This window comes from Paenibacillus sp. 276b (genome assembly GCF_900107875.1).
Classification (GTDB): Bacteria; Bacillota; Bacilli; order Paenibacillales; family Paenibacillaceae; genus Paenibacillus; species Paenibacillus marchantiae.
In genome coordinates this window covers 1032750-1054388 of the sequence record NZ_FNRR01000002.1, presented here as the reverse complement: position 1 = coordinate 1054388, position 21639 = coordinate 1032750, and the positions used below count along the sequence as shown (strand labels likewise).

Here is a 21639-nt window from a genome sequence, read left to right as displayed (position 1 = left end):
CCCAAGCTATCGTAGCTCAGGATGCCCTTTTTCTATTGTAAACATGTAACATTAATAACTTTTTGTTTTCAGGTCATTCAAACTTTTGAACGCATATCCTTGCTTACGTGCCTCATCAATGATGGAGGCTAGCGCCTCTGTGTTATCCTTCGACACAGAGTGAAGCAGAATGACTGCTCCCGGATGAAGCTGTTTCAAGACTTGCTGACGTGCATACTCTGTCCCACGTTGCACTTTGGTATCCCAATCTTTATAGGCAACGGACCAAAACACATTAACGTAACCTTGGGCGTGGCTCTCTGCAAGCGTCCGGTTGTTAAAAATGCCACGTGGTGGCCGCAAGAAGGTCGCTTGCTGTCCAGTTAACCGATTGATCTCAGAACGTACCTGATCAAGCTCTGTTCTTATTTTTTCATTGGAAACTCGGGTCATATCGGGATGGCTCCAGGAGTGGTTACCCACAATATGGCCTTCAGCCGACATTCGCTTCACCAATTCAGGCTGGTCTTTCAGATAATGTCCGGTGACAAAAAAAGCAGCTGGCACCTTTTTGTCGCGCAGAACATCCAATATAGCTGGCGTAAACCCATTTTCATAACCGTTATCAAACGTAAGATACAGCTCTTTCTGTTTTGTATCCCCCAGGAAAATGGCATCATTATGCTGCAATATCTCCTTAAATCCTTCCTGATCAATGGAAGGCAACTGGCCGTTTTGGCTCTTTTTGAAGCCAAAATGATAAGCTCCATTTATTGGCGATGCTTCAGTATGTGCCGGTAATGTACCGAACGTCAATACAGCCAGCAGCATGTAAAGAACCATTCGCTTCATTGCTATCCGCTCCTGTTCCTGAAAAATTCGGTTTGTCGTTTCCTATCACGAACACCTTCAGGTAATATGCCACAGGAACAGCTAATGTATGTAAATTTCGATTACAGATCGCATCACATACTTACACACCATGGAGCCCCGGTTCTCATTTCTCCGTTCAAAACCGTTTATTGTCTCGCTCGGGATGATGAAACAATTCAAGTAAGGTCTGAGGTTTTCCACTGGAAGCCAACCATTCTCTAACCATCTCTATTGCACGTGTCTGACCATCACCACTATCCCGCCAGGTTAGCAGCTCAATTACTTTAATAATCAGGGCAGACATATTATGATTATCATGCTCAGAGCGATCTGCGCGCAATTTATGATATAGAGCCTCCTGCTCCCAATCAAGTAAAATCTCGTCACCAATGGTAGGCTTCATTAATGTGTATGCTCTACCACACTCTGAACAGCGAACCGCACTCACCTGCTCTTGAGCAAAGATTGCCCGAATATCCTGATCGCAATCCGCGCACTGAAAATATACCTGTATGTTGTGTATGTTATTGTTCATGTTGGTCTTCCTCCTGCTATGTATGTACTACATCTATACCCGAATTGTCGTTGATTCACGCTAAATTCCGCCAAATTCAGAAGGTGCTATAATCTTGTAAATATGTTAAAATATTATACATATCATAAGTAGGAAGAGGCGGATATTCATGTCAAAGGAAGAGCGTAATATTACTTGGCAGCAATCCAGCTTAAACAGGCAGGACAGGGAAAAACATAACGGTCATCGCAGTCGTGCCTTATGGTTCACCGGCTTATCCGGCGCAGGAAAATCCTCGCTTGCATTTGCCCTCGAGCAGTATCTGTACGAAAAAGGGGTTCATTGTTACGTACTTGATGGGGATAACGTACGTCATGGACTGAATCGGGATCTTGGTTTCACGGCCGAGGATCGGCAAGAAAATCTCCGCCGGATTGGTGAAGTATCCAAGCTGATGGTAGATGCCGGGTTATTTGTTCTTTCCGCCTTTATCTCGCCAGATGCACAAGACCGGAATATGGTTAAACAGCTCTTTGAAGCGGATGATTTCATTGAAATTTATGTTCGTTGTTCGATCGAAGAGTGCGAACGACGTGATCCGAAGGGACTTTACAAAAAGGCCCGCAGCGGTGCCATTCCACATTTCACAGGGATTTCGGCCCCTTATGATATTCCAGAAGATCCTACACTCATCATTGATACCGAAGAGCTGTCCATCGAAGAGGCCGTGCATGAAATTGTGCAGCATCTGGAACGTGTTGGTGCTTTTCAGCTGCCGCAACCTGTTAGTAATGCCATCGTTCACTAAATGCAAATGGCAATCTGATTGAATTACTTTCCAACTACACATACTTCAAAGGCGCTGCCTTTAATGGCGCGCCTTTTTACTTTATTCATTTCCGGATTTACCGAGAGACTCATTGCCCCACGACACCTGCCTGCATGTTTAACAGTTTGCTGAACGTGCCTACCGGATCAGTAGACAATTGCTGATAACCCCCTTGTTGGATAACCCGGCCCTCATCCAATACAATCACTCGATCTGCTGTTCGAATGGTGGATAGCCGGTGGGCGATAACAATAACCGTCACATGCCCTTTCAGGCGCTCGAGAGCCTCATGAATGTGCTGTTCATTCTCACTATCCAGCGCACTCGTCGCCTCATCCAATACCAGTACAGAAGGGTTCCGAAGCATGGCGCGGGCAAGCACCAAACGCTGACGTTCACCGCCGGACAGGCGGATGCCCCGATCACCGATAATGGTATCCAGTCCTTGGGGAAGTTTGCGGACAAACGCTGCAGACGAAGAAAACTGTAGTGCTTGCCACATCTGTTCCTCACTGGCATTTGGATCTACCAGACGCAAATTTTCACGAATACTCGTATGGAACAGAAAAGGGTCCTGAGAGACATAACCGATTGAACTTCTCCAGGCTAACAATCGATTCTCGGTTAACGGCACCCCATCCACCAAAATCTGACCACTCTCCGGACGTATGAGTCCCATAATCAAATCAATCATCGTGCTCTTCCCGGCTCCAGACTTGCCTACAATGGCTGTCATACCTCTCGCAGGGATGGATGCATACGCTTCGAATAACGAGTAGGTATCGCTGCCTTCGTAGCGATAATTCACTTGCTGACACTCGATGGACTCCTTAAGTACCAGGGGTTCAATAGGTAGCATATTGCCATCTTTCTGCTGCTCATTCAGCTTGGCCTGGGCCTTCATTCTAACCGAACGAGGACCGGGAATCGTTGACTCCTCATCATATGGTTCACTAGCATTACCCGTTTTTTCGCTAATCTCACGGCTTTTCTCGGTCTCAGTCTGTAACTCTCTGACAATCTGAAACGCGGGCAGCATCGAACTCATATACTCCAGATTGGATTGAATGGATGTAAATCGTGGCCACAACCGTGAAAAGATCAGAATGATGAGCAACAAACTTGCCGGAGGCACAGCGAGCACATGCAGGGATAAATAGATAAAAGCAGCAATAATGACAGCCGCCGATATTCGATGAATCAATTGTGTGCCACTGTTCAACTGGCTGAACTGAATCACATTACGTTCAATCCGCCCACACATACGTTCAAACCAGCTAATATGTGATTTTTCAAGCATATTGCTTTTAATGTCCTTGATTCCGTTAAAGTGCTCTGTAATGCCGTTATAATAGCTCTGGGAATATTCCGACGTCTGATCCCCAATCTGTTTTGCTCGTTTCACGAATTTTCTCAATACAATAAACAGTACCAATCCGCAGACCAAGACAAGGGTAGTTAACTTGGCAGACAACCAGAAGGCCAGGCCGATTTGAATGCCGGTGAAGATCAAGGAAGCAGCCATTTGCAGCATAATATTCGTTCCCTGACTGACACGGGCGAGTTCGGTCGTTAATATATGATTAAAATCGGATTTTCGTTTTTGGAGAAAAAAAGACCACTGCGCCATAATGATGGCACGATAGGTTTCCATGCGCAGCGTTCGAACAAATTGCTGCTGAATTCGAGTGTTGCGAATCGTCTGAAGACGTTGTAGCCACGCCTGTCCAGAGACAATGAGAACAAAGGTCAACAATACAAGCAGCAACCGGCCATTTTCCGGAAAACGATTTAAAAATTCAGATATCCAGGGTAAGTGCAGACCTGTTGAACCCATTTCAAAAATACCAATAAGACTTAACATCGGAACGAGCATATAAATGCCTATTCCTTCCATCAGACTGATGCAGATCATGCCCAGCAGGTTCCAATATAACACTGGGCCCGTTACACGATGCAGTTTCCGCATAAAGAATTGTAATTCCGAAATCATACGTTATCCCCTCTCCGTCATCGTGTTCCTTTTGATTCGCCGCCAGAACCAGAGAAACGGACGTAACGGAAAATACAAAAAATGCAGTGAACGCGGAAGTGGTAGTTGGTCTACATCCCAGGTACTCGGATACAAACGTTCGATAAAGAAAAACAGCTTCTGCCTTGTGCTTCGCAGTGCGAACAGATAGGAACGATAACTCTTTACATCTGCCGGGCTCTCAATCATCTCATTCATGAACACTACGCCGCGTCTGGCTAATTTCTCTCCCGCACGTTCGTGAGCAGACAACAAAGCAAGATAATTGGCATCCAAAGGGGTGTCCATTAATACCGAAGCCAGATGAAGAGCTTGTGAACCGATAGATAATCTTCCTTCTGCTTTCAGGCGTCGCTCCACTTTTTTGACATCCAGTGGCATATTGCGAATCATCTGGTCGATATCCAGTAACCAGCGCATTCTGAACCACCCGTGTCTTGCGCCGTGCGTCACCAAATATGCCCACAGATCCTCCCTTTCCAGCATACGGACAGGCGTCTGGGTATAGGTGCTGAATCGGCTGCGTTTCCACAATAATTCAAAATCGGTTTCTCTTCCGGAATCCGGGTTAAGCCGCCAATGGATCTCGACTTGGGTTCTTTTTACAGGGTGTTTGTAACAGATATGATGTTCCCGCCATTTCCAGCTGGCAACAGTTGGTGTTCTCTTGCCTTCCTTTGATTCGTAACCAAGCGATCCAAGGATCTCTTCCGCAGACTCCACATCATCAAAGGGAATGAGAATGTCCAGATCTTTAGAGGTCCGCAATGAAATATCTCCGTATAAATCATGTGCCAGCGCGGGCCCTTTGAGCGTAATATTCCGAATGCCTCGTTCACGAAAAGCACCACACACCTGCTCCATTTCGGCTGTCAGATGTAACATGCGGAACGTATTGACTGTATATTGCTGCTTCAGGTTTTCCACTACAAAAGCGGGAATAAGCGCTGAATCCAACTCTTTTATGTTCAGATAGAGAACAGAGTACAGTCGATGATGATGGGCGAGCTGCAAAAAGAGCTGCCAGTCCATGTCCTTCATCCGTATTTGGGCGTCCTCAGGGGTTATTGCTGTTAGATCGCCTTTAATCATACTCAAAATCAGCTTAAGCTCCTGCGGAAAATCCGCTGTATATTGTTCCCACTCATGTATCGTAGACAATCTCCCCAGCTCCCTTCTCAGGACACCGTTTGCCAAACACGCCGACAACCGTATATTGGTCCATTGTATCTGCTCCAGTCACAATCAATTTCCCACTTCGCAGCCATGCATGAGCCATCATTTGGCCTTGTTTATTCCGTGCAGTACCCATATATAGAGTACTCTCCATTTTACGGCGTTCCAGCATCTTCATCGCTGCGATTGCCATGACAAGGCAACGACTCTCCCATAATGTATGCCTGCTAGCAATGAGTATAGCTTTAGAAATATTTCGTATTGTCGTCACATCACTTCGATTGAGTCCCGTCATCGGCGTTTCGTACATGGGTGTACCGAGACCAGGAGCAATCTTGGCAAAAGGCATCGCCTTTAGTATTCGTGCCCATCCAAGGTGGACATAAGCTTCCCATACCAATCCACGAATTTCACGCGGCAATGAACGATATGCTTTTATTTTTCGCAACATGGTCTACTCTCCGCGGGTAACGTCAATTAATCCTTCATGCGTCAAATGCTCTAGAAATTGTACAACCTGCTCACGGCATATGTCTGGTTCAATCTCATATTCTGAAGCTAACACTTCAACCAATTCAGTCAATGTTCGTTCTTGGCTGATTAGATCCCAGATTCGTCCACCTGTGCTGCCCAGATTATAGTACTTGCCGTTATGGATGCTCATCATGACTTTTTCCCCGCCCATGTCACTGACAAGATTGCCTTCCTTACGCAACACACGGTCTTCCCCATTCATTGGCTTCGTTGCTGTCATTGTCCCGTATACACTCCTTTGCGCGCATATTCTGTAATTCGGTCAGCCATCTCAAATGCCGTAAAATCAGAGCCTGACCTCGTGATTCTGAAAACTTCAATACCGGCGGACAGCCGTGAAACCGTCTCGAACAGCCATTGTGCCAGACCCTGCCTGGAAACAAGTCCACTACGAAATGTATGAGAGCACAGCATGTGAAGGCGTTCCAATCCGGCAACTTCCTTCAGCTGTACGGGTTTCAGCATCTCTTCCGGTTTCGGATCAAGTTCAAACACAGCGGCAAGCGGAACAGGTCTATCATGAAAATAGTGCTGAACCGGTATCGCGTATTTCGTAATTTCCGCATGAACCGTTGCGTAATCCTGTTCCTTCATGCCGAATCCGTCTAGACTAGGCTGCCATAACTTTTGCTGCGGATAACCCGGTGATACGATTGCTCTTCCTCCTGCATCCCATGTCAGTGCCACGACATCATCCGTTAAGAGTGGAAAGCCGCGTGAGGCAAGTGCAGCTGATAAAGTGGATTTGCCTGCACCCGAGTGTCCAACAAATGCATAAGCCCAACCATCAATGACCACCGCACTTCCGTGGAGCGGAAGAATGCCGCGCTGCATCATAATGACGGCCATACATGTGCCCAGCACAAATAATCTAACCTTTTTGTCATCTGCTCCCACTTGAGGGAATACCACGATACGGCGTCCTTGTTCCATGAGAAACAGACCTGTATCTTCGATCCGAAAAAAAAGACTGCCATTCCGGGATACAAAGTTATCACTCCCCACATCCCACGCTTCCCACTGTGCCGCCAAATCAGCTATTTCAATGTGTACGTCCGTATAGGCAGCTAGAGAATCTGTATCGTTCTGTACGATTTGGAGTTCAGGCATTGGGAATTGGCTCAACCAAGACAAGCCATACGCTTTATACTGCACAGGCAACAATGAATGACTCCTCCTTCGCAATTCTGCTTGTAAGTAAAAAAGCCCTTATATTCGCATTGCTCAATATAAGGGCGGAGGCGAAAAGTTGGAATATTGTCCTTTCCGCCCTTCTAAGTATGATGGCACATGTTAAAACTAAACAACTTAGGAAGTTGGATCGTAGAGATCAGCATCGTGGACAGTGATCCAGTCGATCTGTCTGTAACCTACTCCTGCCATCGTTTGGTTCACTTCCAATACTTCCAGTGCTGGTGCTTGCCATTCCTTTTTTTCCATTTGCATCGTGTTCACCTCCTCTCGTGAGTCAACTGATTAATGAACCTGTAACCCGGTTCATATCGCTACGCCCACTAGCTACATCAGAACTTTCGGATGAATCGATACACGATCAGGCTATGCATCATCAACCGCAAGTCGGGGTGGGAAGCGAGCTCCGGCCGAGGGTTTGGAAAATTCGCAAGTGCGGACTTGATTCGCTCTGTGTTCAATATGCCAGCGACCCGGCTGTCAGAACATAACGCACGCAATTCGGCAGTAAAATCACCCCAATTGGGAATCATGCGGTGCAACCAATCCGCGGGCTGAACACCGCGCACTCGCTGGTTTAACCTCACTTTGTCAGGCAGCTCAGGCGATGTAGCCCTCCGAATCAAAGCACGGTCCGTTCCTTGATTAACATATTGTTCAATCGGTACAGACAGACAGAAACGAATCACTCTTGCGTCACTCGTAGGATCACGCTCCCACGCCCGATAACGAAGGGAGCATTTGGTGGCGACAGCACCATTTTTGTTCGCAATGGCCAGGTTGTTGAATTTCTCTGCCCGTACTTTGAGCGCATCTGCCTGCGCACCACCTTGCAGAACGATAATTGATTTGAGCCGATCCAATACGCCTGTTCTTCTTGCAAACTCCGGATGGATTAATTGCACCGATGCGGCTTGGGCAGCTCCCTTTGACATGGATTTAAACAATTCCGGATACGCTTTACGGCCCGTAATTTTGGCAATTCGTGAGAACTTCATCCCGGTTCGTTCACTGTACTGCTGCATTTCCCGTAGCCACCGGAACCAGCGTCCGCTTTTTAGCAAACTGGCGTAATAATCTAGTGCTGGGCCCCAGGAGACCGTGAAGTTACCCCGGGCTCCAGTCAGTAGAATGCCTGCATCCTGCTGGCTCGCTTTTTCATAAAAACCACGAATCCAGAAGGAATTCTCAAAGTATTTATAAGGCATTTCCATAATATCAAGCCAGGTGTCCACTTCACTAAGTGGGCTTCTTCCCTCAAAATCAAGATAATTCTCTGTGATATTACCCACATGATTAACCGTAGACTGGATAAACGGTCGTTCATCTGCTAACAGTGTTTTCGATGTATAATCCGTGAAGTCAGGCACCGGAACATAGCTATACGCATTTAACGTTTTTCCCTGTCTCCGCAGTGTTCCTGAGGCAAATCCAACCACAGCTCCGGAATCCAGCCCTCCGCTTAAAGCAGCAGCCACCTGTCGATGCGTTCGCAAACGCGATCCAACAGCTTGACCAAATACCTCGCGGAATGCTTCTACATATTCCCCATCGGACTTGAGCCGTAGAGTCTCCACTTCGTCCCAGCGATGATATTGTTTCTGTTCCAGCCTTCCATCCCTGAAGCTAAGCGTATGGGCAGGGGGCAGCTGGCTCACTCCGCGATAGACGGTAGAATGGATATCTGCTGAGTCATGCATGTCGGGAATGGCAAGAAATTCGGACAACCAGATCTCATCCAGTTCTTTATGTACACCTTCCAATTGCAGCAACGGATTCATTAAGGTACAGAAGGCAAACCGCTCACCATCATGCCGAAAATAAAAGGATCTCATGCCCGTAATATCTCTGGCAGCGAAGAGTCTGCGCTTGCGATCATCCCAGATTGCGAAAGCGAAATCGCCAAGCAGTTTTTCGGCCATATGTTCATCCCACCGCAGATAGGCACGCAGGATCAGTTCACTATCCGACAATCCTGCTAACTCCGCCCTTGATATGGACAGTTGGTCTGCCAATTGCTCCCGATTATCCAAAATGGCATCCGACGTGATAGTCAGACCGCTCACTTCATCATATAAAGGCAATTGCTCGCTGACCGACTCCGGCGTAATCCACTGGGCGTGGCAGCTCAGAAAAGCTTCATTGCCTTTCCAGACCCCCGTTGTATCCGCCGGAACGTGGCCCAGACTGGCATATAAGCGCCAACTGTCCTCCCACAATGCTTGCTGACCATCGGTGTGAACAATTCCTGCTATAGCGCTCATGACTTTCCTCCCCGGAGTATCTTGCGCTGTGAAGCCCAGGCGCTTATCTGGTTACCAAACGGAATCAAGGATTTGATACGCTGAATCTTGCTGTGAGCAGAGGCAAGCTGTACCTTCAATCGTTCCCGCTCACTGTACCCTCGCTCCAGCCGATTATCGGCTGCACGTAATGCGGCTTCCAACTGCCTGATCGTTGCCAATGCGGCCAGTGTCGGGTCAATTGCATCGGGTTCATTCGCTGCCTGATTATCCCTGTTTTCATCTGGAGTATTGCTCACTAGGTCTACAGGCTGCATCCGGTAACCTTGCTGCCAGCTGCTGCCCGTTGCTTCTGAGAATTGACGCGTTAACTTGGATATGACTTCCTCATCCGGGCCAGCTTCGTAACGTACACCCGTCCATTGCTCGGCTTCTTCGAGCTGTTCACTGTAGCCCATCCGATGGAATAGATCTGCGCCTATCACCCGGCAATAGAATTCAACTTCCTGTGGATAGAGTATTTTTTTCCAGTTGTTAACAGAATCTTTATGAGCTTCCTGATGCGAAGATAGAAACGGATCACCGACACCCATACTATAGAACATATTGGACTTTGTACTGTCCACAAAGCGTCCATATTGCTCTATTCCCTCTTCATATCCGATGCCAAGAAAACCGCATAACTTTTCCATTTCGTCCCGAGGGTTGGAGACAAGTTGTTCGTACTGAACTTCATAGGCATTCGTGTGTTTGTCCGCAAAATAATCATTTAAACGGAGCATACCCAGTGTGAGATCAATTGCTTTCATATTAAGGTTCGGACTCTGCAAGCTGCGAATCAGTTCGAATCCTTCTCCTGTATGGCGGTTTACCTTTTTGTAGGAAGCAGCTATGGCAAGGGGGTTACGCTGGAGATGAATGCGCTTGGACTGTGGAAACAGGCGATCAAGCCATTCCAGCATATAATAGTAACGAGGAGATTTATCTACGATGAAGTCTGCCCCACTCCCCTCCAGAAATCCGTTATAGATTTCAAGAGCAAAGCTTCTGCACGCCTTCTCAAAACCTTCGTCTGATACCATAGCACTGTAAAACTGACGGATGATTGCACTTCCACCATAGGGGCGGGAATCAGCCTTCTGCAAATCTACAAGATTCATCAGAAACCACATCTCCTGTGTGGCAAATACACGGCTGTGATTTTGCAGCATCACGGTGGATAGCGAACTTCCACTGCGAGGTACACATAGTAGTAAGACAAGTCCGTTACCATGAACATCTACCAATGGCAGCCTCTCCTCTGTAAAATTAAAATAAGCATGCAGTTGGTATAGCTCTTTATATCAAAATCCGCTAATAATCCTACTTCGGAATAGGTAATATGGATGATGTACTTTCGACAATTTTTAGATACGATATGTATTCATACTTTTACTCTATGATACAAAATGTATCATGTCAATCTTTTATTTTCACCTTTTCATAATATCTTTCTATCCACTCTATTCTGTTCTCTGTCGTTTAAGCACTTATACTTATTCTATGACCCTCAACATCTATAACTGTTGCATAAACATGAAAAAGCTCCAGAGCAGTTTACGAATAAACAGGCCCACGGAGCTACTATTATTAATGATGAACATTCTATAAAAGGTTAATAACTACTCATCCAGTCGATCTTGCCTCTGAGCTTTTCCCCGAAATGGGATGATGCATCCATCCCTGCCCTTCTTCCTGATCCGCCTGAATCGCATCCGACATCCCCTGCTGCACTTTCACAGTCACTAGCACTGCAATCCCCACAGCGAAAAAGAAAATTAGAGACAGAATCCCCCAACGGGTTGACCCTGTTAATTGGCCTACCCAACCAAATACAAACGGCCCAAAAATGGAAGAAAATTTGCCTGTAATATTCACAAATCCAAAATACTCTCCAGTTCTGCCAGCAGGCATCAAATTGCTAAACAAAGAACGCGCTGTCGATTGACTTACGCCCTGCACTACGCCAACCAGCCCAGCGAGCAGATAAAAATGGATGGCAGATGTCATGAAATATCCTAAGATAACGATGCATATGTAAATGGACAAGCTTACCATCAACACCTGCTTCGCGCCCCAACGCTGTGCCCATGCCCCCAGCAGCAATGTACAAGGAAATCCGATAAACTGGGTCAGTAACAAAGCAAGCATCAGATCTGCTGTCCCGATCCCAATGCTTGTTCCATAAATCGTGGCCATCAGGATAATCGTGTTAATGCCATCATTGAAAAACCAGAAAGCAACCAGCATGCGCATCAGCTGCGGAAAACGCCGTATCTGGCGAAAAGTTTGGCCAAGTCTGCGCACGCCCACACCGGCATATGCTTTCCATGACTTGGGCATGTCCGGTGCTGCAGGACGGCGTGGTGCATGGCGGAATAACGGAATGGAAAATACCAACCACCACAACGCTACGGAGATAAAAGCAAGTCTTGTTCCCGCGAGTGTACTCGCCATCCCAAACCACCCAGGCTGCTGAATCATGAGCATATTGATCGCAAGTAACAATCCTCCACCAATATAACCATAAGCATAACCTTTGGAGGAGATCATATCTCTTCGATCTGCTGATACCAAATCAGGCAGCATCGCATCATAGAACGTGTTACCACCCGCAAAACCGATCGTCGAAATGACCAGCAGTGCAGAAGCGAACAGCCAGTCTCCCTCCCCAATGAAGCTGAATCCGAGTGTTGCAACGATACCAATGATGGAGAATACTCGCAGAAAATCACCTTTGCGTCCCGATAAATCCGCTAATGTCCCCAGCAAAGGGGTTAATAGCGCTACACATAACATGCCGATGGAATGGGTGTACGCCAGATATGATGCTGCAGTATCTGTATCCAGTGTAGCTGCAGCCACGGAAGCGTAGAAGACGGGAAGAACGGCTGCAAGTACCGTCGTCGCATAGGCCGAGTTGGCCCAATCATACATAATCCATGCCTTAACTGCCCGTTTATCCAAATGGTATCCTTCCTTTGCACACATCCCTCAACGGGATGCCAAGTAAACACCTTGTCCCTATTGTAAAGGAAGTTCGTCACACTTGTTCATCGTTTCTGTAAAAAAGTTCCGGACGATCTGTACAATTTTAGTTGATCCCGGAAGGCAAACTCGCGTAATTGTATCATTTTATCTACTCACGCATCACATATCGTCCCCGCCCGTGAATATACTTAATTACCGACAGGCCAAACTGTGCCGCGTAATCAATGGGGGGTGCCTACATGTCAAATTCACACCAGCCTTACTCGTTCGTCGTATCCCGGGAAGATTGGTCGCTTCACCGCAAAGGGTACCAGGACCAGCAACGCCATCAGCAAAAGGTTAAAGATGTCATCAAGCAGAATCTGCCTGATTTGATTACTGAAGAAAACATCATTATGTCCGATGGACAACAAATCATCAAGGTACCAATCCGCAGTCTGGATGAGTACCGTTTTGTGTATAACTACCAAAAGCAAAAACATGTGGGGCAGGGAGACGGTGACAGTCAGGTCGGGGATGTCATTGGTCGTGATCCCGCTTCGAAGAAACCAGGCAAAGGTGAAAAGGCCGGAGATCAGCCCGGGCATGACATTGTTGAAGCCGAGGTGAGCATCGAGGAATTGGAAGATATGCTTTTTGCGGAACTGGAGCTTCCGGATCTGAAGCAAAAAGACAAGGATCAGATTGAGACACATACAGTCGTATTCAACGATATTCGCAAAAAAGGCATGCAGTCCAATATTGACAAGAAACGCACCATATTGGAGAACTTGCGCCGCAACGCCACTACCGGCAATCCGGGTATTCACCATATCAGTCCGGATGATCTGCGTTACAAGACGTGGGAAGACAAAATCATTCCACAGTCCAATGCAGTCATTATCGCCATGATGGACACTTCCGGGTCCATGGGCTCCTTTGAGAAATATTGCGCACGCAGCTTTTTCTTCTGGATGACCCGTTTCCTCCGCCGTCAGTATGAGAAGGTTGAGATTGTTTTCCTAGCCCATCATACCGAAGCCAAGGAAGTGACCGAGGAAGAATTTTTCACCCGCGGCGAAAGTGGAGGCACCATTTGCTCCTCTGTATATATGAAGGCACTGGAAATTATTGATAGTCGTTATCCGCCTTCCAGCTACAACATCTACCCTTTCCATTTCTCGGACGGAGATAACCTGACCTCGGATAATGAGCGGTGTGTCAAACTGATTGGTGAGCTGATGAAGCGCAGCAACATGTTTGGTTATGGCGAGGTGAACCAATACAATCGCAGCAGCACACTGATGTCCGCCTATCGTCATATCAAGATCGACCAGTTCATGTATTATGTGATCAAAGAAAAAGGCGAAGTGTATAAAGCTTTGCGCAGCTTTTTCCAGAAACGGGAAGGAGGTAGCGTAAGATGACAGATGAAATCCGCGACCTTGAATACGCCATTGCCGAGATTATGGAGATTGCCGATGGATTCGGCCTGGATTATTATCCGATGCGTTATGAAATATGCCCTGCCGATATCATCTATACCTTTGGAGCGTATGGTATGCCGACCCGGTTCAGTCACTGGAGCTTCGGGAAAACTTTTCATAAAATGAAGATGCAATATGATTTTGGACTCAGTAAAATTTATGAGCTCGTAATCAATTCCAACCCTTGTTACGCCTTCCTGCTGGATGGCAACTCGCTGATCCAGAACAAGCTAATTGTCGCACACGTGCTGGCCCACTGCGATTTTTTCAAAAACAATGCTCGCTTCTCCAAGTCGAATCGCAATATGGTAGAGAGCATGGCCGCGACGGCTGATCGGATCAGCAACTATGAGATGGAATATGGTACAGAGGCTGTTGAAGCGTTTATCGATGCCGTTATTGCGATTCAGGAACATGTTGATCCACAGTTGATCAAACCCCGCCATTTGGACAAACAACGTTATATGGAGATGAAAATGCGGGAGCAGCGTGGGGAGAAAACGCCAAAGCCGGAAGGTCGCTATGATGACTTGTGGTCCCTTGATGATACCCAGCCCGAGGAAACACCTGCGGAGGGAATACAAGTGCATCACTTCCCACCAGAACCGGAAAAGGATGTCATGTGGTTTATCCAGGAATTTTCCGAAGTGTTGACTGATTGGCAGCGGGATATTATGAGTATGATGCGTGAGGAAATGCTCTATTTCTGGCCGCAGATGGAAACGAAAATTATGAATGAAGGCTGGGCCTCCTACTGGCATCAACGTATTATACGGGAGCTGGACCTGAACAGTGAGGATACGATTGAATTTGCCAAACTGAACTCTTCCGTCGTGCAGCCATCCAAGCAAAGTTTGAATCCCTACTATTTAGGGCTGAAAATATTCGAAGATATTGAACGTCGCTGGGATAACCCGTCCCGCGAAGAAAGAGAACGTTTTGGGCGTCAACCAGGGCAGGGTCGTGCCAAAATGTTTGAGGTACGCGAATTCGATTCCGATACCTCATTTATCCGCAACTACATGACCAAGCAATTAACCGAAGACCTCGACCTCTACGTATTCGAGAAAAAGGGCCCGGACTGGAAAATTACCGACAAGTCCTGGCAAAACATACGGGATCAGCTTGTATTTTCACGCATCAACGGTGGTTCTCCGTATCTCGTCGTTCAGGACGCCGATTACCTGCGCACCGGAGAACTCGTGCTCAAGCATCAATACGAGGGCATCGAGCTGGATCTGAAGTATATGGAACGGACCCTGCCTTATCTGTACCGCCTTTGGGGGCGTACCGTCCATGTGGAAACACGGGTGGAAGATAAACCGATCTGGTTCACATATGATGGCAAGAAGCACCACCGCAAGTTTTTATCATAAGAACACAAAAAAGCGGCAAGTCCCTGGCATAAGGCGGGGACTTGCCGCTTGGCATTTCAGTGAACTTAGAGAATCGATGGAGTTCCATGCAGCCGCAGTGGCACAAAAAAGTCATGCTCCACTTCGCTTGCCGGCAATGGACGACTGAAATAATATCCCTGAATTTCGCGGCAATCATTTTGCATCAGAATATCCAGCTGTCCTTTCGTCTCGATCCCTTCCGCGATCACTTCCATCTTCAGATTTTGAGCCATCGATATGATCGTGGCCACAATCGCCTGATCACTCCGGCTCTCCGTAATATCCGTCACGAAGGAACGGTCAATCTTTAACTTATGAATTGGAAAATGCTTCAAATAACTCAGCGAGCTATATCCTGTCCCGAAATCATCCAGGCTGATTTTGACTCCAAGCGCTGTAAGTTCATTCAGAATACCTGTGGATACGGATGCATCCATCATCATGCTCTCTGTAATTTCCAATTCAAGATAGCGGGCATCGAGGCCCGTCTCCGTGAGTGCATTTTTGACCTGCTCCACTAGGTTGGATTGATGAAACTGCTGACTAGACAAGTTAACGGATACCGGAATGAGTGGACCGCCACTGGCATGCCAAAGTTTCATCTGTCTGCACGCTTCGCGCAATGTCCAGTTCCCGATCTCATAGATCAGGCCTGTCTCCTCAGCTAGTGGAATGAACACATTCGGAGACAGAACGCCTTTGTCTGGATGATTCCAGCGAATCAAAGCCTCCACGCCGATCATACGGCTGTCTTCTGTACGTATCTGGGGTTGATAATACAAGACCAGCTCATCTCGTTCCAGTGCCTTGCGCAAATACCCTTCCAGTTCAATTCGTTCATACAGCTCCGAATCCAGTTGGGCCGTGTAAAACTGAAAACCGTTCTTGCCGTTTTTCTTGACTTCATACATGGCAGAGTCTGCATGCTTCAACAACGCATCCGCTCCTGTTCCATGATACGGATACATTGCGATCCCGATGCTGGCTGTAACGTAAAAGTCATTTTCCTTTAATCGATAAGGTAGCTGAATCGCTCGAACAATCCGTTCGGCCAGTTCGGCCACCCGTTCTTCATTCCCCTGCTCATTGGTAACAACCAGTGTGAATTCATCGCCCCCCATACGAGCAAGCATGACATTATCCGTCGCGTTCGGGTCTGAATCTTGGATTGCACTCATAATTCTGCTGCTCACTTCTCGAAGAAACATATCTCCAATGGAATGTCCCAGAGAGTCATTAATCATTTTGAAACGGTCAATATCCATCACCATAACCGCAAATGAACTTCCTGCTGCCCCCGAAGTCGCGATCGTGCTCTCCAGCACATCATCCAGCTTGCGTCGATTAGGGAGCCCGGTCAGCGGATCATGCAGAGCCTGATGGCGGATGCTTTCCTGAGCCTGTTTCTCCTCGGTGACGTCTTTAATCAGGATATGGCTTCCCTGATGTTTACCATCAATCAGTACAGGTACTACAGCGATACTTAGATCAAGAAGATTTCCCTGAACGTTTTTCATTTTGCCCATGAAATGCTGCTGCTCACGGCTATCATCATCCCATTCCACATGATGCATTTCACTTGCCCAATGAATATCAACATGCTGTGAAATCTCATCAATAGAATGATGTATGATCTCTCTTTCCTGGTATCCTGTAATACGTGTGACTGCAGCATTAATCCCCTTGATAGCCCCTTGCTTATCCACCGAAATAATGGCATCTGAATGGTTTTCGTACAAGGCTTGATACCACTGTTCATTTTCATGAATCCGGCGATCCTTCTGAGTTAGACGCTGATTAATAAAGATACCGAACAAGGTCAACCCTAATGCAATAAAAGTACCCGCTGCGATCAGATACGCAAGAAGTGAAGGCTCAATCTGCATCCCCGAACCAGCCATTGCATCATGTGCATGATGAAATTGTGCAGCTGACATCCCCGTATAATGCATTCCCGAGATGCCCAGCCCCATAATGAGTCCGCTGCCCATCTTGTACACCGATGTATAACGTGACTGATGCTGCCGGAAGAAAAACATGAGCCACAAGGCAGCAAATGAAGCTAAAGCTGCGATCAGGATGGATAACAACACTATGCCTGGTTCATATGTGATGGTAACCGACATGGCAGCCATTCCGATGTAATGCATGCTGCTAATGCCTGCGGTCATGAGCACCCCTGCGATCAGGAGCTTGCTTATTTTACCTGACTGCTGACCTGCAATATTTAACGCAACACCAGATGCAATGATTGCAAGCAGAACGGATAGAAAGACCTCACCTGTGGAATACGACACATGCATAGGAAGAACAAAAGCCAGCATGCCCACAAAATGCATGGACCAAATTCCCAAACCCATAGAGACTGCGCCGCAGGTAAGCCAGACATTTCGGGACATGCCCTTAGCCAGACTTACTCGGCCCGCAAGGTCAAGCGCTGCATAAGAAGCCAACGCTGCAATAATGTAAGATAAAATAACCAGTTCTAAGTTGTACGTTCCATGTAGGTGCTCCACTCACTTTGTCCTTTCAACCGGGAAATGCCTTGTATGTATGCAAAATGTAAAAAAAAGCGAGTGCGCTGTCTGGATGACAGGCACTCCCTCCACATCATTTGTCTGGAGACCACCGACTTATTATAAAGCCAAAGTCATACATCTCTAACCCGTTAATATTGATGTATATAGTCTAAACGTCCCAGACGTGAAAATCAACACTTTTTTCCAGATAAAACGAATGTTTAATATTGTCGAATTCCCATTCACCACGCGCCTTGCAGGCGCTTATCCCTCCATGCCATCCTTTCCTCACCACCTTATTCACCTTGGACCAGTTTTGCCTTCTTGCGAACTTCTTCGGTCATCGTCTGTTCATAGCCCTTCACATCGAGCTTGTTGAATTCCTTCACATATTCATCCCAGACCTTGTTAAAGTCAGCCGGACTGGAGAGGACTAGTTTGGGCACATATTTCTTTTGCAAATCTGTACGTTTCTGTCCATAGATATGGGCTGGGGAACCTTGATCAAAAGCAATGCTCCAAGCCGGGTACCATGGACGTTCATCCGGCGCAGCGAACAGTTGAGAGAACGTCTCCACGCCATACTTCTCCAGAATGAGCTTATCTCCATCCGTATAGGAGAATTGGGCAACTTCGGGTTGTCGTTCTACACCGACAGAATTACCGTCAGGCAGAGTCGATCCATTACCGTAACGCGGCCAGCTGTACTCAAAATATTTGAATCCGAACGATTGACGGAACTCATCTGAATCTGTTTTCCGGATCATTTCCGCAGAGCGCGTAAACCGCCCCTTGTCATCCACTTCGTAGGTTTCTCCTTCGATCCCCCAGTTGGACAGAATCTGATTCTCATCCGTTAATAGGTTATCGAAGAATTGGATGATACGGACCGGATCTTCTGCACTTACGGTAATGCCAATCCCCCGGTTATTAACAAAGCTCGGCGGATCAGTATACTGATCCTTGGTGTTTGCGTCGTACACAATCGGCAGTGCCATATAACGCAAATCGTCATTACCGGCTTCCTTCAGATTGTTCATTTCCTGCCCTACCTGCCAGGCATAATCAAAGAATCCAAGCACTTTCCCACTGGTCACTTTCGCAAGATACTGGTCATAGTTATCGACAAAGGAGGACTTATCAAACAGCTCTAATGAATTCATTTCATTCAACTTCTGCATCCAGCGTTTGGTCTCTTCCGTAAGCCCATAGTCCTTGGCTTCCTGTGTCTGCATATCCACCATAATGGCTCCATCATTCGGATAACCTGCAAGGTGCATGGCCGGATTAGTGATCGTAAAAAATTTATCATCATACGTCAACGACAGGAATCCAGTCAATCCTTCATCCTTATGTTTGTCAGCGTATTGTTTAATCAGATCCATGTATTCATCCAGCGTGGTGATCTTTGGATATCCAGCCTCCTTCAATACACGACGCTGTATCCAGAAGGCACCTTGATCCACATTCGGATTAGGCAGATAGTTTCCAACCACTGCGCTCATGGGCAGAAAATAAATGTTGCCATCTTCCTCTTTCATCAGGTTGTAGTACGACTCATACACCCGTTTAATGTTGGGTCCATACTGATCAATCAGATTGTTGAGAGGAATAAATGCACCGGCATCCACGATTTTGTCAATAGCCCCGTCCGGGACCATCACATCCGGGTACTTGTTGCTTGCAATCATCGTTCCAATTTTGGTATTAATATCACCAACCAGGTATTCAATTTTGAAATTAACCCCGGTTTGTTCCTCCAGCTTTTTGCCGATTGTGGTTTCATTTGTATTGATGTCCTTGCCTGAACCCGCTTTAAAATACGAGAATGTCACTTTCTCTGTGCTTACTTTGCCGTCTCCCCCCGCTCCAGCTTCCGGTTTAATCTCACTTCCTCCCCAGGAACAAGCCGTCACCATGGTTAAAGCTAATACTGCCGGCAGCCAGCGCTTCAGCATGTGATTAACCAATATGAACGCACCCTCTTTCCCCCCTCTAATGTAAGCACTCTCATTATAAGGTTGATGACAAACTTTGTTTACCGGATAAACTATAGGTTTATGCCTTAGAATGTTTAATGCTTTGGTGGATTGGATGAATCTTCAAGGGGTAAACCAATTTCCACACGTGTGCCTGTCCTAGGAGCGCTATCGATCTGAATATGGAACCGGCTATCGTAGATCAGCTTCAGACGATAGATGACATTCTGTACACCTACGCGATCACCCATTGAATCTTCCGTTTCCACGTAAGAGAGTAGCTGCTTTCTTTTGTCCTCTGTCATACCTGCCCCGGAATCCTCCACCACACAGATCAGTTCTGTGCCTGTTCGTCGAATACAAAGCCGAATTTCCCCGCCTTCCTTCAGTGGTTCGATACCATGAATGCTGGCATTTTCAACAAAAGGCAACAATGTCATCTTGGGAATGGAACAATCCGCAGCCTCTGGGTCCAGATCAATCGTATAATCCAGCTTGTGACCAAAACGATATTTCTGGATTTCAAGAAAACAGGTCACATACTCCAATTCCTCCCGTATGCTGACTTTATCCCGATTCCAGGTGAGGGCATTCCGAAAAATTTTAGCCATATGATAAATAATTCGTGCCGTCTCATCCTCATCTTTCATGAGGCTGCGCATGCGGATGGTCTCCAGCGCGTTAAACAAAAAGTGTGGATTAATCTGGCTCTGCAATGCGTTTAATTGGGCATGCCGCCGCTGTAACTCCAAATTTTTATGTTGAATGTCTGCTACATAGACGTCGTTAATCAAACGATGGATCGTCATCGTCATGCGATTGAATTCGGCTGTCAGCTGCCCAATCTCGTCCGACGATTCCGGCTGTCTGATCGGTTCAAATCGCTGATGCTTCACTTTTTCCATGTGTTTCAGTATTCGAGCCAGCCTCACGTGGATTGTGCGTGTCATCCAGATAATAATCCAGGTCGGCAGGATCAGATTGATACAGGCCAGCACAACGACAAGGTGACTGGGTTTGCCCAGTTCCTTGTAAATCTCGGATTCATCGAACATTCCGTTGATTTTCCATCCCTCCATTTCACCGGACAATGGATAGGCCATTTCGAACTCTTTCTTACTTTGTTGATCCATGACATCACTATAATTCACGAGTTGACTGGACCATGGGATACCAGAATCCGTCGAGTAGTCTATTTGTCCAGCCGGATTAATCAGATACAGGTTGCCCTGTACGTTAAGGTTGGTGAAAATCTGGCGAATCGTCGATGGCTTCAGATCCAGTCGTACGAACTTTTCCTTCCACCCGGGCAGAGCTTCATAATAATTGAGTTTGCGTAAAATGCTGAACGTCTGCCGATTCCCTTCAGGACCGGATCTCATCAGAATGGGTGCGGAATGTTTACTGTTTGCCAGCAGCCTGTATGGCTCGGACTGTCGAACCTCTTCGGTTAGAAACTCAACTCCCCCGGAAGGCAGTACACTTTTGTTATCCACATATATCGTCAAACCTTGGAGGGAGCGGTAACCGGAGTAATAGGTATTCAGGATTTTGCGAAGATAAGAATCGTAGGCTTCGATATACTGAACCGGATTTGTATAATTCACATCCAGCATGTCATTTAATATACTGTCCGTATAAAAGCTTGAGGAAAAATCGGCCGCATTGCGAATCTCCCCCATAAATTGACTTCGAATCTGTTCCATTCCTTTGGAGAGGTCGGCCATTCGCTGGGATTTTACGTTCGCTATGGTCACCTGATAGAAAATAACATTCGTCAGGATAACGGGTACGAGTACAAAGAAAAGATACAAAATCAGCATTTTATCCCGTAGGCGGATATTATTAAAAAAGTTGAGCTTCACGGTGTCATCTCC

17 protein-coding genes are annotated in these 21639 nt (G+C 46.8%); 3 read left to right on the top strand and 14 right to left on the bottom strand.

The features are described 5' to 3' along the window. Positions 1 to 51: 51 nt before the first annotated feature. Together pdaA and BLV50_RS15800 are read right to left on the bottom strand one after the other, a co-directional pair. Positions 52 to 831 carry a delta-lactam-biosynthetic de-N-acetylase gene (gene pdaA, locus BLV50_RS15805; RefSeq protein ID WP_072734009.1) on the bottom strand — a complete coding sequence of 260 codons (780 nt, stop codon included), beginning with the start codon at positions 829 to 831 and terminating at the stop codon, positions 52 to 54. Positions 832 to 988: 157 nt separating this feature from the next. Then, the gene (locus tag BLV50_RS15800) at positions 989 to 1387 is read right to left on the bottom strand and encodes a hypothetical protein (protein ID WP_053780509.1); all 399 of its coding nucleotides are present in this window, start codon (positions 1385 to 1387) and stop codon (positions 989 to 991) included. A gap of 148 nt (positions 1388 to 1535) precedes the next feature. On the opposite strand from BLV50_RS15800, the gene cysC reads away from it, so the two are divergent. Further along, entirely contained in the window at positions 1536 to 2174 is a 639-nt protein-coding gene (gene cysC, locus BLV50_RS15795) for an adenylyl-sulfate kinase (protein ID WP_063564275.1), read from the top strand. Between the two features lie 109 nt (positions 2175 to 2283). On the opposite strand, the gene BLV50_RS15790 is transcribed toward cysC, so the two are convergent. The 9 genes from BLV50_RS15790 to BLV50_RS15755 form a co-directional block, all read right to left on the bottom strand. Then, complete coding sequence (locus BLV50_RS15790; RefSeq protein WP_256337967.1) at positions 2284 to 4164, bottom strand: ABC transporter ATP-binding protein; 1881 nt, start codon at positions 4162 to 4164, stop codon at positions 2284 to 2286. A 27-nt stretch (positions 4165 to 4191) separates the two neighbouring features. After that, positions 4192 to 5388, bottom strand: a complete 1197-nt coding sequence (locus BLV50_RS15785) for a nucleotidyltransferase domain-containing protein (protein WP_083584711.1) — start codon at positions 5386 to 5388, stop codon at positions 4192 to 4194. Next, positions 5372 to 5854, bottom strand: coding sequence for a lasso peptide biosynthesis B2 protein (locus BLV50_RS15780; RefSeq protein WP_063564274.1), 483 nt, complete (start codon positions 5852 to 5854; stop codon positions 5372 to 5374). Before BLV50_RS15780 ends, BLV50_RS15785 begins: the two co-directional genes overlap by 17 nt. 3 nt (positions 5855 to 5857) lie before the next feature. Then, positions 5858 to 6157 (bottom strand): lasso peptide biosynthesis PqqD family chaperone, encoded by a 300-nt coding sequence (locus BLV50_RS15775; protein WP_063564273.1) that lies wholly within the window; start codon positions 6155 to 6157, stop codon positions 5858 to 5860. After that, on the bottom strand, positions 6154 to 7092 hold the full coding sequence (locus tag BLV50_RS15770) for an HPr kinase/phosphorylase (RefSeq protein WP_218135400.1): 939 nt from the start codon (positions 7090 to 7092) through the stop codon (positions 6154 to 6156). The genes BLV50_RS15775 and BLV50_RS15770 overlap by 4 nt, the downstream gene beginning before the upstream one ends. Before the next feature lie 153 nt (positions 7093 to 7245). Further along, on the bottom strand, positions 7246 to 7383 hold the full coding sequence (locus BLV50_RS32485; RefSeq protein ID WP_175383968.1) for a paeninodin family lasso peptide: 138 nt from the start codon (positions 7381 to 7383) through the stop codon (positions 7246 to 7248). A 77-nt stretch (positions 7384 to 7460) separates the two neighbouring features. Beyond that, entirely contained in the window at positions 7461 to 9392 is a 1932-nt protein-coding gene (locus tag BLV50_RS15765) for an asparagine synthase-related protein (RefSeq protein ID WP_079696563.1), read from the bottom strand. Next, on the bottom strand, positions 9389 to 10657 hold the full coding sequence (locus BLV50_RS15760; protein ID WP_090808701.1) for a sulfotransferase family protein: 1269 nt from the start codon (positions 10655 to 10657) through the stop codon (positions 9389 to 9391). The genes BLV50_RS15765 and BLV50_RS15760 overlap by 4 nt, the downstream gene beginning before the upstream one ends. 379 nt (positions 10658 to 11036) lie before the next feature. Continuing rightward, entirely contained in the window at positions 11037 to 12377 is a 1341-nt protein-coding gene (locus BLV50_RS15755; protein ID WP_090808699.1) for an MFS transporter, read from the bottom strand. 263 nt (positions 12378 to 12640) lie between these two features. On the opposite strand from BLV50_RS15755, the gene yhbH reads away from it, so the two are divergent. Next, positions 12641 to 13807, top strand: a complete 1167-nt coding sequence (gene yhbH / locus BLV50_RS15750) for a sporulation protein YhbH (protein ID WP_053780501.1) — start codon at positions 12641 to 12643, stop codon at positions 13805 to 13807. Next, on the top strand, positions 13804 to 15243 hold the full coding sequence (locus tag BLV50_RS15745; RefSeq protein ID WP_063564267.1) for a SpoVR family protein: 1440 nt from the start codon (positions 13804 to 13806) through the stop codon (positions 15241 to 15243). The genes yhbH and BLV50_RS15745 overlap by 4 nt, the downstream gene beginning before the upstream one ends. Before the next feature lie 65 nt (positions 15244 to 15308). Here the strand turns inward: BLV50_RS15745 and BLV50_RS15740 are convergent, their stop codons facing one another. The 3 genes from BLV50_RS15740 to BLV50_RS15730 form a co-directional block, all read right to left on the bottom strand. Further along, the gene (locus tag BLV50_RS15740) at positions 15309 to 17780 is read right to left on the bottom strand and encodes a bifunctional diguanylate cyclase/phosphodiesterase (RefSeq protein WP_090808697.1); all 2472 of its coding nucleotides are present in this window, start codon (positions 17778 to 17780) and stop codon (positions 15309 to 15311) included. Positions 17781 to 18079: 299 nt separating this feature from the next. After that, positions 18080 to 19741 carry an ABC transporter substrate-binding protein gene (locus BLV50_RS15735; protein WP_072734016.1) on the bottom strand — a complete coding sequence of 554 codons (1662 nt, stop codon included), beginning with the start codon at positions 19739 to 19741 and terminating at the stop codon, positions 18080 to 18082. A 116-nt stretch (positions 19742 to 19857) separates the two neighbouring features. Beyond that, positions 19858 to 21627 carry a sensor histidine kinase gene (locus BLV50_RS15730; RefSeq protein WP_371121666.1) on the bottom strand — a complete coding sequence of 590 codons (1770 nt, stop codon included), beginning with the start codon at positions 21625 to 21627 and terminating at the stop codon, positions 19858 to 19860. Positions 21628 to 21639: the final 12 nt, after the last annotated feature.